The organism is Salinimicrobium maris (genome assembly GCF_049680855.1).
GTDB lineage: Bacteria > Bacteroidota > Bacteroidia > Flavobacteriales > Flavobacteriaceae > Salinimicrobium.
In genome coordinates this window covers 178272-193100 of the sequence record NZ_JBMPGS010000004.1, presented here as the reverse complement: position 1 = coordinate 193100, position 14829 = coordinate 178272, and the positions used below count along the sequence as shown (strand labels likewise).

The 14829-nt window shown below is 41.2% G+C and carries 12 protein-coding genes and 1 tRNA gene; 4 read left to right on the top strand and 9 right to left on the bottom strand.

All coding sequences use genetic code 11. From position 1 onward, the window contains the following. Window positions 1-149: 149 nt before the first annotated feature. Window positions 150-527: a hypothetical protein gene (locus tag ACOV1Q_RS13185; protein ID WP_424494870.1), complete on the bottom strand. Its 378-nt coding sequence runs from the start codon at window positions 525-527 to the stop codon at window positions 150-152. Window positions 528-751: 224 nt separating this feature from the next. Here ACOV1Q_RS13185 and ACOV1Q_RS13180 point away from each other — a divergent pair, with 224 nt between their 5' ends. Beyond that, window positions 752-1516 (top strand): OBAP family protein, encoded by a 765-nt coding sequence (locus ACOV1Q_RS13180; RefSeq protein WP_424494869.1) that lies wholly within the window; start codon window positions 752-754, stop codon window positions 1514-1516. A gap of 303 nt (window positions 1517-1819) precedes the next feature. Here ACOV1Q_RS13180 and ACOV1Q_RS13175 read toward each other — a convergent pair whose 3' ends face one another. Continuing rightward, window positions 1820-2104 carry a rhodanese-like domain-containing protein gene (locus ACOV1Q_RS13175; RefSeq protein WP_424494868.1) on the bottom strand — a complete coding sequence of 95 codons (285 nt, stop codon included), beginning with the start codon at window positions 2102-2104 and terminating at the stop codon, window positions 1820-1822. 303 nt (window positions 2105-2407) lie between these two features. Beyond that, window positions 2408-3097 carry an aspartate/glutamate racemase family protein gene (locus tag ACOV1Q_RS13170; protein ID WP_424494867.1) on the bottom strand — a complete coding sequence of 230 codons (690 nt, stop codon included), beginning with the start codon at window positions 3095-3097 and terminating at the stop codon, window positions 2408-2410. A gap of 207 nt (window positions 3098-3304) precedes the next feature. Between ACOV1Q_RS13170 and ACOV1Q_RS13165 the strand changes: the two genes are divergently transcribed. Both ACOV1Q_RS13165 and ACOV1Q_RS13160 read left to right on the top strand, forming a co-directional pair. Then, window positions 3305-3865, top strand: a complete 561-nt coding sequence (locus ACOV1Q_RS13165; RefSeq protein ID WP_424494866.1) for a YeeE/YedE family protein — start codon at window positions 3305-3307, stop codon at window positions 3863-3865. A gap of 3 nt (window positions 3866-3868) precedes the next feature. Beyond that, window positions 3869-4282: a DUF6691 family protein gene (locus tag ACOV1Q_RS13160; RefSeq protein ID WP_424494865.1), complete on the top strand. Its 414-nt coding sequence runs from the start codon at window positions 3869-3871 to the stop codon at window positions 4280-4282. A 114-nt stretch (window positions 4283-4396) separates the two neighbouring features. On the opposite strand, the gene ACOV1Q_RS13155 is transcribed toward ACOV1Q_RS13160, so the two are convergent. The 6 genes from ACOV1Q_RS13155 to ACOV1Q_RS13130 form a co-directional block, all read right to left on the bottom strand. Continuing rightward, window positions 4397-4470: transfer RNA gene (locus ACOV1Q_RS13155), tRNA-Arg, on the bottom strand. Between the two features lie 123 nt (window positions 4471-4593). Next, entirely contained in the window at window positions 4594-5055 is a 462-nt protein-coding gene (locus ACOV1Q_RS13150) for a hypothetical protein (protein WP_424494864.1), read from the bottom strand. Window positions 5056-5138: 83 nt separating this feature from the next. Continuing rightward, complete coding sequence (locus tag ACOV1Q_RS13145; protein ID WP_424494863.1) at window positions 5139-6209, bottom strand: PorP/SprF family type IX secretion system membrane protein; 1071 nt, start codon at window positions 6207-6209, stop codon at window positions 5139-5141. Between the two features lie 44 nt (window positions 6210-6253). Continuing rightward, window positions 6254-10309: a T9SS type B sorting domain-containing protein gene (locus ACOV1Q_RS13140; RefSeq protein ID WP_424494862.1), complete on the bottom strand. Its 4056-nt coding sequence runs from the start codon at window positions 10307-10309 to the stop codon at window positions 6254-6256. A 458-nt stretch (window positions 10310-10767) separates the two neighbouring features. After that, a complete protein-coding gene (locus ACOV1Q_RS13135) occupies window positions 10768-13323 on the bottom strand; it encodes an ABC transporter permease (RefSeq protein ID WP_424494861.1) in 2556 nt (851 codons plus the stop codon). Further along, window positions 13320-14006 (bottom strand): ABC transporter ATP-binding protein, encoded by a 687-nt coding sequence (locus tag ACOV1Q_RS13130; protein WP_424494860.1) that lies wholly within the window; start codon window positions 14004-14006, stop codon window positions 13320-13322. Before ACOV1Q_RS13130 ends, ACOV1Q_RS13135 begins: the two co-directional genes overlap by 4 nt. 69 nt (window positions 14007-14075) lie before the next feature. On the opposite strand from ACOV1Q_RS13130, the gene ACOV1Q_RS13125 reads away from it, so the two are divergent. Continuing rightward, window positions 14076-14765, top strand: a complete 690-nt coding sequence (locus tag ACOV1Q_RS13125) for an arylesterase (RefSeq protein ID WP_424494859.1) — start codon at window positions 14076-14078, stop codon at window positions 14763-14765. Window positions 14766-14829 lie beyond the last annotated feature (64 nt).

Below are 14829 nucleotides of genomic sequence, written 5' to 3'. Positions count from 1 at the left end.
TTAATATGCACCTTAAGCTATATTTTCGCTCTGAATGCCTTCTCTGTTAAGTAAGCCCATTTAATTTTTTGTTGTTGCCTTGTAGATTTTTTCAGCATTTAAAGGATCTCCCGGTTTTGGAACCTCATCAAAATCTCCTTTTAATACTTTTAATGTATATTTCTCTCTGTCCAGTTCTGCCCTGGTTTTTTTCCCATAGATCTAAATATTGGTAGGGGAGGACACCATCCCTGCAAGGCGTGCTGTAAAAAAAAGGAAAGCACAATGATGGGGAGAATGATCCAATATTCGTGTACAAAAATAGTAAGTGCGATCCCAATTAATGCTAAGCTCGACATATTGGTTTCCAGCAATCGCTCAATATCCCATTCTTTCTCCAGTGCTTCGATTCTCTTCTCAATTTCTGCAGGACTTTTATGTTCATATTTCTTTATGTTCTCAATGGTTTCCCGATCAATCTTCTGGTTCTTTTCAGATGACGAAGAGCTGCGTACTCTTTCCTCATGCTGTTGATGTTGCTCTTCCATAGTTTTCTCCTTTGTGGCTTCCCTTTAAATTTAAGGAATTAGAAAAATATCATCTGCACATTTAGAATAGAATTAATATGTTGTATAAAATTTTCAGAATACACGCTGAATGAGGTCAGCATCTTCTTGCCTACAAGAAAGGTTAAGTTTTACTTAATTCCGAAGTGTCTGTTTTATAAAGAGTTAGGAATATGTAAATTGAATAGACTTTTAAAATCAAAGGAATGAGAACAATTAACCACTTTGTAGCTGTATTTATTAGTGCAGTAATGATCACTTCCTGTGGAGAGGATCGAAAATCTGATACCGAAGTACCGGGAAGGGATGAAAGTACAAAAACCAATGTGCTGGAAACAGGATCTAACCTCATCCAGACTAAAGCTCCTTTTGATCCTATGGAGGTTTATTTGGTCGGCTTCCACCCCATGAAAGAAGATCCAGGCCATCAAATGGAAGCACATCACTTTTGTACTCAGGTAAACGAAGATTTTGCACAATGTGCTTTATTCGATGGTAACACTGAAGACGCCAAACTTACGGGAATAGAATATATTATTTCTGAAAAATTATTTGAGAGTCTGCCTGAAGAAGAAAAGCAGTACTGGCACCCGCACAATTATGAGATCCTTTCAGGGCAGTTAGTCGCTCCCGGACTGCCCGATGTAGCCGAAATGGAACTGATGGACAGCAAGATGAATAGCTACGGCAAAACCTGGCATGTCTGGAGTTCAGACAAAGATGATTTGCCTTTGGGTGATCCTATGCTAGCCTGGTCTTTCAATAGAGATGGAGAAGTTCAACCCAGGCTTGTGGAGAAGAGGGATGAGGCTATGGACATTGAAACCCAAGATAAACGCGAAGAACGAAAAGAGCTAATCTCCAGGGCAAATCCACAGGAGGGAGTGGATGCTATAAAAGATAAATTTCCGGGGCCCACAAAATTAATTCCTGGCGTAAAGAATAAGAATTCAAAGGATACAATGCAGTAATAAAGGAGAAGACGCAAAATCGGGAGACTTTGCTAAGCCTTTTCTGAGCTCTGCGCCTTACCGGGCACAAATAAAAACCCCGGATTCCTTTAAAGGAAAGCCGGGGTTTGAATTAATTTTTAAAACTACTTACGAAATCTGATAAACTGAAATTATAACCTCATATGTCATTCAGAGATTTTGGAGGAAATTTTACAGGCTCTTTACCCTTAATCAAAACCTTTCCCTATCAATCTCATTCGGTAGGGTGTAGATCGGGTGCAGGGGGAAAAACCCAAAATTTGCTCTATGTTATGAAAAGTATCAGGCTTCCTGAGAGGTTAAAAAATTCACTTCTAGCCATGATCCACCGTTCATACAGTCAACTCCCTGCTGGTTGACAAACCTGGTTGCTTGTCCGCTTCGGTTTCCTGTGGCACAGCAAAAGATCACAGGAGCATCCATCTCCTTAAGTTCTTCCAGACGTTGTGGAACTTCATTTAAGGGAATGTTTACTGCTCCCGATACACTTCCTCCACTAAATTCCCCGGGAGTACGAACATCTACAATAATACCTTCGTTATTTCTGATTATTTCTTCTATATTCATTACTGATATTTTTTATTAACTGAATAATTTATGCTTTCAAATTTAGAACTAAAAACCAGGCCTTACAGTTACTTTTGTTACATAAGAGACTGAAAAGTAGCAATAAAAAGAAGAAACAGGCAATTTTAAGAAACGCATTTCAGGCTACTGAAAATCCAGCATCAGCAAAGATGCTGCGGAAGATTAAACTTCAGGAGTAATAGAAAAGACTTCGGTAAATGACATTTTTGACTATTACTGACATTTTTTAGAGAAGAGAAATTTCGTTTTTAATCTTCTGTTTCAATAGGATTGCAGCAAATTTTATTGCCCTTCAGAAAGGATAAAATCGGCAGCCATTTGCGCATGCAGATTGGTGGTAGCAAGGAGGGGAAGATCAAAATCTTTTTGCTCAAGAAGCATAGGAAGCTCTGTACAGCCCAAAATTATACCATCTGCACCCCTGGAACGAAGCAACCTCATTTGCTCCAGATAGAATTTTTTTGCCTCTTCACTAAAAACACCTTTTGTAAGTTCCTGCGAAATATATTCATGGTTTTTATCTATATATTCACTTTCCGGAATGATTGTTTCTATACCGTACTTCTCCTTTAACGGAGCAGAAATAAAATCTCCCGTCATAGTAGAACGAGTGCCTAATAGCCCGAGTTTTTTCAGGCCCTTGTTTTTGCCTGAAATCCCTATAGCATCTGCAATATGCAGTATTGGGATATTGATTTTGGGTTGAACAAAATTGTATACCATGTGCGGCGTATTCGCGCAAATAACCACAGCTTTAACACCTGCAGTCTGCAGCGTTTGTGCTATTTCCAGGTATTTATTGTTGATCTTTTCAACATTGTGCTCCCGCATCAACTCCACATTAAGACTGTAAATAAGTAACTCAGGATTTGCCTGATTTCCAATTTTCTCGCCCACCATTTCATTGATGAAACGGTAATAAACTATCGTGGAGTGCCAGGAAGTGCCTCCAATTAATCCTATCTTTTTCATGTTGTAAACTTTTTGAGTTCCTTAAAGGTAAAACAAAAGTTGGGTAATGAATGTAACTTGTATCTCAAAGAAAGGATGTTCTGCTTTTCAAATTTTATCTAAATAGGTGTAGTTATTGAAATAATCTAATCATAGTTCACATTGTAACAATTGTTACTGTAAAATGATCTTTATCTGCTTTTCTTTGCAGCCTTAAAAATGACAAATATGGAATGGATTTTAGAACCCTGGCCCTGGTATGTTGCCGGGCCACTTATAGCAGGAATTATGTTTCTGCTGCTCTTAGGAGGTAGAACTTTTGGAATGTCTTCAAACCTGCGTACTATGTGCACAATTGGAGGAGCCGGAAAAAAAGCAGAATTTTTCAATTTCGACTGGAAGAGTCAGCGGTGGAACCTTGTAGTGGTAGCCGGTGCAATTATTGGCGGCTTTATAGCAGCTAATTTGTTAAGCACAAATACTGCAGTAAATATTAATCCTGATACCGTGACAACCCTAGAGAACCTTGGAATCACCAGTGCTGGAGAGGCTTATCTCCCAGATGAACTTTTTGCCACAGATGCTTTAGCAAATCCTAAGTCTCTGGTAATTTTACTAATTGGCGGACTTTTAATAGGTTTTGGTGCTAGGTACGCCGGTGGATGTACTTCGGGACATGCCATTTCGGGATTGAGTAATTTACAATTACCATCCTTAATTGCAGTCATTGGATTTTTTATTGGTGGACTGGTTATGGTTCACCTGTTATTCCCTTTAATATTTTATTGAGTTATGAAACATTTAAAATTTTTAATCATAGGTATTATTTTCGGAATTGTAATGTTTAAAAGTGAAGCCGCATCCTGGTTTCGCATTTACGAAATGTTCCAGTTTCAGTCCTTTCATATGTATGGAATTATAGGTTCTGCCCTTACACTTGGTATCTTGGGAACCTGGCTTATTAAAAAATACAAAGTCAAATCCATAGATAGCGAACCAATCGTTTTCACCCCGAAGAACAAAAGTTTTAGCCGGTATATGTATGGCGGGATAATTTTTGGATTAGGTTGGGCACTTGCAGGTTCCTGTCCGGGGCCCATTTACACGCTTATTGGAGCGGGATATATATCCATACTTGTTGTCCTGCTGGGTGCACTCCTCGGAACTTTTCTCTACGGACTTATACGCGATAAGTTGCCGCACTAGTAGCTAGAGATTGAATTCCTGTAGGAATTCCAAAATCTTGATCAACATCCAATATCTTTAAAAAATAAAAAACCCTGTAAAATAATTATTTACAGGGTTTTTAAATATTTGAAGTGACCTCGCCAGGATTCAAACCTGGAACCTTCTGAGCCGTAATCAGATGCGCTATTCAGTTGCGCCACGAGGCCGTTTTGCGGGTGCAAATATATGTTTTATTGTAAAAAGGAAAAACAAAAACATGAAAAATATTTGATCCTGGATCATCCTTTTTAAAATTACTCTCCAAAACATCATTTTTCACTTCCCTAATTTTACTTTTCTTCCAGAATTTTTACAGGAATCTCCACTTCTGTAAAATGATACTTACCTTCCGCATTCAGGCCGTTATAAAAGTAGAACATGTATGGCTGTGCTTGGTCAATGCGCATGTAAAAGCTCTCGGTTATTTCTGAAGCAACTTTTCCGTTCTCACTACAAGTTGCTTCAGAATTCTTTCTGGCGATTCCAGTAACAAAAACGTTCCGCAGACCTTCCGCGGTGTTTCCTTTTCTTTCAATGCCGAGACCAATTGGCCTATAGCAGGAGGAGGGGAGCATGTATACTACCTCAATCGTATAATTATGATTAAATTCAAAATAAGCTGGCATATCTAAAGCTCTTGCCTTAGTAAACTCGGGTGCCGGTAGATCTAGTGGTTCTTCTTTTCCGCAGCTAATGGTGAAAATACTTAGAAGCAGGAAAATTAAAGGGGAGCTAAAAAGGTGCTTTTTCATATTTTTTTTTGAGTCCAATTCCGGGCTGCTAATCTGCAGTTTAATAATGAATGAATAACTCCATAATTTGGTGATCCACCAGGTTAGCGACGTCTTCTTTTTTGGTTCACTCCGGGGCAATAGCATTCATAACGACCACGATTTTCGCCAAAGTTCCAGCCCAGGGTGATTTGGTGAAATCCTGCATTACTCATTAAAATGCTATTGAACTGCTGACTGTAAGTGTAGGCGAAAAGAAAATTACGGTGCTCAAAACCGGCAAACGGAGTTAAATATTGCAGTTGCTGGTTTAGAATTCTTTCGTTGCTGTTGGTATATTCTGCACCTTCAAAGTTCTTTCTGTACGAAAGTCCGCCAAAAAGACTTCCCGAATCCATTTCCCGGTACACCTTTAAGTTGATATCCAGGAGTTTTTCGCCTGAAAATTCTTTCCATTGAAACAATACCGAGGGTTCATAGCTCCAGTACCTTTGAGGAGTTTCTATAACATAACCTGTTGAGAAAAGGTATTTTCTCTGATTTTTTGAGTCTGCAGGGGAGTAGAAGAATTCACGCTCAATACTCAAAATATTTTTTGCAGTAAGGTGGGTAAAGAAATTATAGTAATAATATGAAGCGCCTATATCCATATTTCCGTAAAAATCTGAAGTATAGCCGTTGCCGGCCAGCGGGTCAAAACTCGTAAACCCCCGTTGATCCAGGGAATGCTGAATGAATCCTGCGCTAACTCCAAATGAAAGTTGGTTGAGGTCGAGTTCGCTACGGGAGAACATTAAATGATAGGCAAAAGTTCCATAAAGTCCGCGCCTTGAAAAATTCCCGTTATGATCATTAAAAGCAATGCCACCCAGTCCAATCTTTTTTCCCGTCCTGGCGTGAATGCTCAGTGTCTGCAAACCCGGTGCGTTTTCCACATCAAACCACTGTTGTCTTGCAGTAAGCCTCACTTTATTCATATTCGAAGCGCCGGCCATAGAAGGATGCAGTAAATAGAGATTATCTGTAAGATAATCTGAATAGGTAGGAATGATCTCCTGGGAATATCCTCTTCCGAAGAAAAGAAGTGTCAAAAATGAGAAATAAAGAAGCTTTCCTACTTTAACTTTTTGCGTAAATAATTCTCTTATCGTCATATGCTGCCTGTAAAATGCCATAAAAGCACAATATTATTGGGACCATTTTGGAGGAATGATTTCCTTTAACGCATTAGTGTAAAATGTGATTTAAAATCGTGAGCCACGCCATCATGTTCAAAGCTTACTCTAAACCAGTAATCGTCAGAAGGCATGTTTCTGCCATTAAAAGTTCCGTCCCAGCTTTGGGTGGGAGGGAAGACCTTTAAAAGCTGCCCATAACGGTCAAATAAGGAAATTCTTGCTTCCGGATGGTTCAGGAGATCTGGGATGGTCCAGGTTTCGTTAAAACCATCCTCATTTGGAGTAAAAAATTCCGGAAATTTTAATACCACCACTTCCAGTCTGGTCATGCCGCAATTGCCCGTCAGGCCGCGTACCCTAATCTCATGAACTCCCGATGCTACATCATAAAATTCGTTGTCTAACTGGAATTCTCCGCCATCCAGGCTGTATTCATATTCTCCAAAACCTTTATCAATTTTCACATTAATAACTGCAATTTCTTCAAAAGGAGCGGTGACATCTGCTGTGATGATAGGCTGTGCCGATTCCCATACCTTTACAGTGGCCGGAGAATAGTTACACAAAGCTCCTTTTTCGGGCTGTAGCTTTGTGGTTTTTACCGTATACTCGCCAGCTTCGGAAGCTGCGTAATCTGCACCGGTGTGCACCGGCTTTCCATTAAAATACCAGGTCACCTCAAATTCATTAGGAGCAAGACCAGAGCTTAAGAGAGCTTTCGATTCCACTTCTCCGGTTTCAGGATTTCTACATAAAGTTGCTTCCGGAATGGCAAGCTCCAAAAGTGGATATACGGTAATATTTATTTCCCGTTCATTGATACATTCCTGGTTGTTTTTGGCGGTGGCATAAACGTAAACCGTGTAATTTCCAGGTTCTGAAAATGTCATTTCCGAAGCAGAAATCCTGCTCTTGCCGTCACGCTGCCTATAGTAATGCACATTGTATTCAGCATTTGATAGGGCCGGCAGTGTATAGCTTCCGCAGCTTTCTACATCTGGAAATACAGGAAGATCTGGCGTTTTTGAAACTGTTACTTCAAAGCTGTTCTCGTCCTCACAAATAAACCGCGTGCCGTTGCTGGAATAAACATAAATACGGGATGTTTCGGTGATTTTGTCACCGGCTTTTAACTTTGTGCCTTTCCCGCCGGGTTTTGTAAAATAATTCCCTCCGGAAAGCTTTGGCAGCACATACGCATCACAAACTTTTACATCTTCAAAATCGCCCACGTCAATTCCTTCCACGTAGATCGTAAAGGCATTTTCGGCCGTACAGGATTGCAAATCTTCCCAGGAATTATAAACATATAAGGTGCGGGTGCTGTCAATTATTTCACCGCCTTGCAGCTGAATTCCCTTGCCGCCAGGCTTCGTAAAATATTTTCCGTGTTTAAGCTGCGGAAGTTCATACGTCGAACAGGTGTAGATATCTGTAAAATTCTCTACTGTTGGAAAAGGCCTAATTTCTACTTCAAAACTGCTTTCAATAGAACAGGTGTTTTTAAAATTGTTGATGTAAATAGTTGCTGAAGAATCTATCACCGCACCTGCAAGTAATTTCTCTCCAGTCCTGCCGGGTTGGGTAAAATATTCCCCGTTGGTAATCTCGGGAAGTACAAAAATTTCCTCTTCGCATAACAAAACATCTTCAAGACTGCTAACTTCTGGAATAGGTAGGATCTTCACTTCAAAAGAGCTGTTTCCAGAACATTCTGAAGTAGTGGTTTTTACATAATAATGGATCTCCTGGGTTTCAGAAATGACAGTTCCGGGAGGAATTTCTTTTCCGAGGCCATTGGCTGCGGTGTAGAATCCGCCGACATCAACTTGTGGAATTTCATAACTTCCGCAGATTTCTACATCTGTAAAGGCCGGGGTGATGGTAATATCAAACTCATGTTGGTTAGTGCAGATAGTATTTTTGCTAAACACATACAAGGTAGTGGAAGCTGAAATTCTTTCTCCTGCCTGCAGTTTCTTCCCTTTCCCGTTCGGCTGCGTAAAATAATCTCCATGCGTAAGGGCCGGTAAAACATAGCTGTTGCAAGTCACTACGTGGGCCGGTTGGTCTACCGGCGGCAGTTCAAGAATAACAATATTGAAAGCCTCATCCCGGCAAAGCTGTTCATTCACCTCTGCGTAATAATATATTTGCTGATCATTGAAAAGAAGCGTTCCCGGCAATAGTTCTGTTCCATTGCCTTCGGGGCCGCCGGGTTGCGTATAAAAAGCACCTTCGGGCGGAGTGGGAACAGCAAACTGTCCACAATATTTTTCGGCAATTCCATATGATTCAATGATGGTGACCTTAAAATTTGAATCATTGGTACAGCCATTATCATCGGGCCCATTAAAAATGTAGTAAACTCCGGTTTCGGTGATCACATCTCCTGCGAATAAGGCTTTTCCACTTCCGCCGGCGCCGGTAAAATAATTTCCGTGTGTGATTTCAGGAAGAATGTATTTTACGCATTCCACGACGTCCTCCAGTTCGTCCACCGGTGGCGGATCGTTCAATACCACATCAAAAGAAACCGTCGCGAAACATTGGGGCATGTTGAGGTCGTCTACGCGTGCCCATAAAGTCTTTCTTTTTTCCCCTTTTTGGAGCCTGTATTCCCACGGCTTTTGTAGCGCATGAATTCCTTGTGCTGCATCTTCCGCTGAACTGAAATACCGGACTTCATATGCAGCAGGATCCTGGTTCCCGAGAATGGCGGTTTCGGTTTGAGTAAGATCAACTTCCGAAGTGCGGTTGGGGACGAAACAGGCTGCGACAGGTTCGGGTTTTAAAGCCTGCACGGCTTCGTTCACGAGCAGTTTGAAACTGTACTCTGCCGCACAGGTGTTGCCGCTCGCAATGTTTGTGAGTTTAAAGTAGATCTGCTCGTCGCCGGCGCTTTCATATTCGGTTAACCGAAAATCCTTAATGGGGCGATCCATCCTCATGTTGGTGAAGGACGCGTAGTAGGTAATTTGGTATTCCCACGGATTTAATCCCAAAGATTGCGTATTATTTGTTGTAAGATCATATACATTTTCACCGGCACACACGATGAGGTCTTTTGGCTGATTTAGCATAAGATCATTAAAAACGACTTCATCTGTAGCGAGGCAGCTGGTGGAATTCTGCGTTACTTTCACCCCGTAGGTTCCGGCCTCTGTAACTGTAAGAGAATTGGTGGTTTCCCCTAAAATTTCTTTTCCGTTTAAAGTCCAGGCGTGGGCATAGAGCTGCGTATCGAGTCCCGTGCTGATCACATCTGAATCTCCAAAACAAAAATCACGATCCTCTCCAAGATCTACATTTGCGCTAAAACTCCCGGCCTCCAGGAAAATGGCTGAATCGTATTTTCCGTCGTTCGAATCTCCAATGACCAGCCGAATTCTATAAGGCTTTCCCGGATTAATTTCTGCGGAAGCATTCAGCAACTTCGTGTAACCTCGCATGTTGATCGCTGAGCCCGAAGGGTCATCTACGTGATAGCTGGAAAACAATTCTGGAAAATCAGATTCACAAGAAGCGTTAAATGTATTGTCTTTAATATTTCTTACAGAAACAGGCGTATCTGTCCCCGGAACAACTGCCAGGTTTGTGGTTTGTCCGGTGGTAAGATCGGTAAGCAGGAAAGCAAAAACATCACTTGATACACATTGCCACTCGCCGTATTCGTTAGAGGCAAAAAGGAAATTAAAGCTAAAGTCGCTGGAAAGCGGAACAAAATCAAACTCCAGAAATGCCACATCTGTGATTTGCGGTGACTGGCCAGAACGGCTGTTAAGTTGCTCAAGAGCTGCATCGGTATTAGAATTTATCTGGCTGCTCAAATTTGCACCAGTATAACTTCCTTCGGAATATTTAGCTTTTCCACTTCGAATGATAACTCCTTCTGAAATAGGAAAATTCCCGCCCTCATCTTTGAATAAAGCCACAGATTCTTCTGAAGATATACTGCTATTGGAAACCTGGACGCAGGCATTGTCCAGTAGTTCGTTAACAAAATCTGATGGCTCATTCCCGGTGTCATCAATTTTCACCTGTTGGCCAAACGTGATTGTACAAACAAAAAAAAGCAAGTACTTAATCCACTTCATAAACTATAAACCTTAAAATTTTTAATAGTTCTTTCCTTCTTCTGCCAAGCCTAGAGGTTTTGGCGATGTAAAATTACAACTGAAAACGGATAAAGAGCGTATTTATTCGATGAAATACACTACAAATGCTAAATTTATGTTAATGAAAAAGAGAGTTTTAAAAACTAAAGCGAATGTTAATTTTTTATCTAATTTTTTGATGAAGTGCCAAAAATTTTGAACTGATTAACAGATTGAAAATGGTGAAAATGAAGATGAAATGAAGTTTTAACTTCTCATTATGAGGATATTACTTCCTAAAAAAGTCATTTCATGAAGATTAGAGATGTGCAATCAGAAACTTCGGGAGTTTGAGATGTTACAAAATCCCTGAACTTCAAATGTGAAGAACAATAGCTTCGGAAAAGTTTTATGAAACGATGAGTAGTATTATGATAGATGCTTTAAAAATGGCATTTTTAACGCTCTTCCTTCCGCAGTACTTCCAGAGGTGGGCGGGAGATGACACTTCTGCTGTTTCCAAGACCTATAATTAGAACCAGCAAAGTAATTCCCGGGAAAAGTACCAGAAATGGGAAGAGCGAAGGAACAAAAGCAGATTCAAAAACGAGCCAGGCGAGTAACTGGCTGCTTATTAAGGATAAAAGAATACCTGAAAGTCCGCCGAGCACGCCCAGGTAAATATATTCCAGCGCCTGAATTTTAAGAATTTGTTTGCTGCGAGCGCCTAAGGTTCTCAAAAGCACACTTTCCTTAATGCGCTGATATTTACTGGTTCTTACCGCGCCCAAAAGAACAATGATCCCAGTGAGAATGCTAAAAAATGCCATAAAGTTGATGATCCAGGAGATCTTGTTCAAAATATTTTCAATGACACTTAGAACCTGGCGCAGGTCAATAATGGAAACGTTAGGAAATTTTTGTACGAGCTCCTGTTGAAGTGCTGCAGAAGCAGTTTCATTGGGAACTTTTGTGGTTAAGACATGAAACTGAGGCGCCTGTTCTAAAACCCCTTTTGGAAAAACAAGTGAAAAATTAAGCTGCATTCTTGCCCAGTCTACAGCCCTGATGCTTTGCACAACGGTTTCAAGAAGTACGCCCTGTACATTAAAAGTAATTTGATCACCTACACCAACTTCGGCATCTTCGGCAAAATCTCTGCTCACCGAAATTGGAACCGGCTTTGCACCGGTAGCTTCCCCAACCCATTCTCCTTCCTCCAGCGCTTCCGAAGCAATAAGAGAATCGCGATAGGTCACCCTGAACTCATGATGAAGAATCCATCCGTTTATGCTGGAGGTAGAATCCTCCCTAATTTCATTTGCGGGCCTTCCTTTTAAATTTTCCACCCGCATGGTAACTATAGGTATGGCATCTACCAGCGGAAGATCGTTTTGTTGTATGGCTTGTGCAACTTCTTCCCTTTGTTCAGTCTGTACGTCAAGCAGGATCATATTCGGGCTTTCTGAGCCTGTTTCAAGAGAAGCCTGTGATAAAAGAAGATCTTTACTGAAATATAAAGTGCTGATTAAAAAAGTTCCCACACCAATGGCCAGAACCAGCGTGAGCGTTTGGTTTTGTGGCCTGAAAAGATTTAACAGACTTTGACGGGCGGTAAATCCCCATTTTGAAGGAAAATTTTTCCTGATGGTCTGCATGAATAAATGTGCAATTCCGGCCAAGATTGAAAAAGTGACAAGAATTCCTGCGACAAAAGAGAGGGAATAGCGCCAGTCTTCCAATAACCAGAAGGAGAAAAGGAAAATAAATATAAAGATTCCAAAAATGACAATAATTCCTGCTTTTCTAGATTTGCTCCGCTCTGAAGTGACCACGCGAAGCGCCTGTAAAGGAGAGACATATAATGTTCCTATTAATGGATATAATGCAAAAAGAACAGACATGAAAATTCCAAGCAGGATACCAACAAGCACGATTTGAGGTGCAAAACTAATTTTAACATCTAGGGGAAGAAGGTCTTCCAGAAAAAGGGGAAATAATTGTTGCAAAATAAGTCCCAGCCCTGTACCAATAAGTCCGCCGATGAAACCCATAATTCCCACCTGAATGAGGTATATTAGGAAAGTCTGCCGGCGGGTAGCCCCAATACATTTCAGAACTGCTACTGCGCGCAATTTATCTTTAATATAGATATTTATGGCGCTTGCGATGCCCACACAACCAAGAAGTAAAGCTATAAATGCCACCAGGTTAATAAATTTTCCGAAGTTCTCATATCGGCGGCCGAGCCTTTCACTGGTAGAGGTATGGGTGTCTAAGTCAGCATCCTCGGCATCGAGCATAGGATCCAGGCTTTCATCAAGCCTTTCCATGTCTGTGCCTGCAGGAGCAACAAAATAATAGTCGTAACCAACGCGGCTTCCTCTCTGGATTAAGCCGGTTTCACTTATAATATCGTAAGGAACAATTAAAGGTGGGGCTACAGAACTAAAAAGTGAATTACTGCCGGGGATTGAATTCAAAGCACCTGCTATGGGTAAAGTGACATTTCCAATTTTTACACTGTCGCCCGGTGCAAGATCATACTGTAGCATGATAGTTGCATCTACAAGAGCTGCATTTTTCGCCTGATAATTTTGCGCAGCCGAAGCAGGAGAAGTTTCCAGAGTACCATAAAAAGGGAATCCTCCTTCAATTCCTCTTACCCGCATAAGCTTTGTGGCCTCTTTACCGGGAAATGCTGCCATAGAGGCAAAACTTATTTCCTGGGCATCTGCACCGCCCAGGGAATCTATGATAGTATTTACACGTTCATTAACGGGCTTGTCACTGTCAATAATGAAATCGGCGCCCATCAAGGATTTGGACTGTAATGCAATATTATCTTTCAGGTTTTCACCAAATGACTGGATAGAAACGACCGCTGCAATTCCCAGTACAATGGAAGCCATGAACAGACTTAATTTTCTTGCACTGGCTTTTCCGTCACGCCAGGCCATTTTGAAAAGCCAGTTAAAACCGGCTTTTTGAGAGGGAGATTGGCGATTCTTCATGATAGCGATAACTCGTTGGAAATGATTTCACCTCCTTTAAGTTTTAAGATCCTGTCGGTTTTTTGAGCCAGTTCGATGTCATGGGTGACTATCACCAGGGTTGTGCCCGCGTCTTTATTCAAGTCAAAAAGCAGCTGTACCACTTTCTCCCCGGTTTCTGCATCGAGATTTCCGGTGGGTTCATCGGCAAATAAAATGGAAGGCCTGTTGGAAAAAGCCCTTGCCAGCGCTACACGCTGTTGCTCACCTCCTGAAAGTTGAGAAGGATAATGGTGAATTCGATTTTTAAGGCCTACTTTTTCCAAAAGTTCCTTTCCGGTTTTTGAAGCATTTTTTGAACCCCTTAATTCCAGGGGTACCGCAACATTTTCAAGTGCGGTAAGAGTGGGTAACAATTGGAAATTTTGAAAGACAAATCCCACTTTCTCATTCCGCAGTAAAGCACGTTTGTCTTCAGATAAATGACTCATTTCTGTATTGCACAATTCAATTCCACCGCCATCGGGCTGGTCGAGACCTGCGCAAAGGCCCAGTAGCGTTGTTTTTCCACTTCCTGAAGGTCCCACAATGGCAAAGGTTTCCCGTTCTTCCACACTAAAACTGATATCCCGCAGCACGGTAAGTTTTTTGGATCCGCTGGAATAGCTTTTCTCCAGGTTATGAACGTTTAATATCTTTGGCATGCCAAATGTTTTTATTTTGTACTCTTGAAGTGACAAAATAAAGAAATGATTTGGTTAATCCCACCTGTTATGAGAAACTTACTATTTTACGCTGTATTTTTTATACCTTTTTTAATGGCTTCCTGTGGAGAGTCCAATAATAATAAGGCTGAAGAACCGGAAGCGGTAGAAAATGTCGAAGCAGCTTCTGTTGAGGAAGAAGATGCCGGGATCATCCTTTTCTTTGGAAACAGCCTTACTGCGGGAATGGGACTGGAGCAGGATGAATCTTTCCCTGCCGTGATCCAGGAGAAAATCGATTCTCTTGATTTGCCTTACAAAGTTGTAAATGCGGGATTAAGCGGGGAAACAACGGCAAGTGGAAAGAACAGAATAAACTGGGTAATTAATCAAAATGTAGATGTGTTTGTCCTGGAATTGGGTGCAAATGATGGCCTTCGCGGAATTCCTGTAGAGGAGACACGGGAAAATTTACAGGCAATTATAGACATGGTTCGGGAGGAAAATCCGGGTGTGAAGATCATTCTTGCAGGAATGCAGATTCCGCCCAATATGGGGAAAGCCTATACTTCAGATTTTAAAGAAATATTTCCTGAGCTGGCCAGGGAAAATGACATCGCTCTCATTCCGTTTTTATTGGAAGATGTGGCGGGCAACCCAGAATTAAATCAACAGGACGGAATTCATCCTACTGCCAAAGGACAGGAAATTGTGGCCGATAACGTGTGGGAGGTTTTATACCCTCTACTTTCCGAATAAAAGGTCCTGAAAAATGGCATTTTTGACTACTTTTCCGGCTTTTGCGAACTCCTAGTGAACGCCC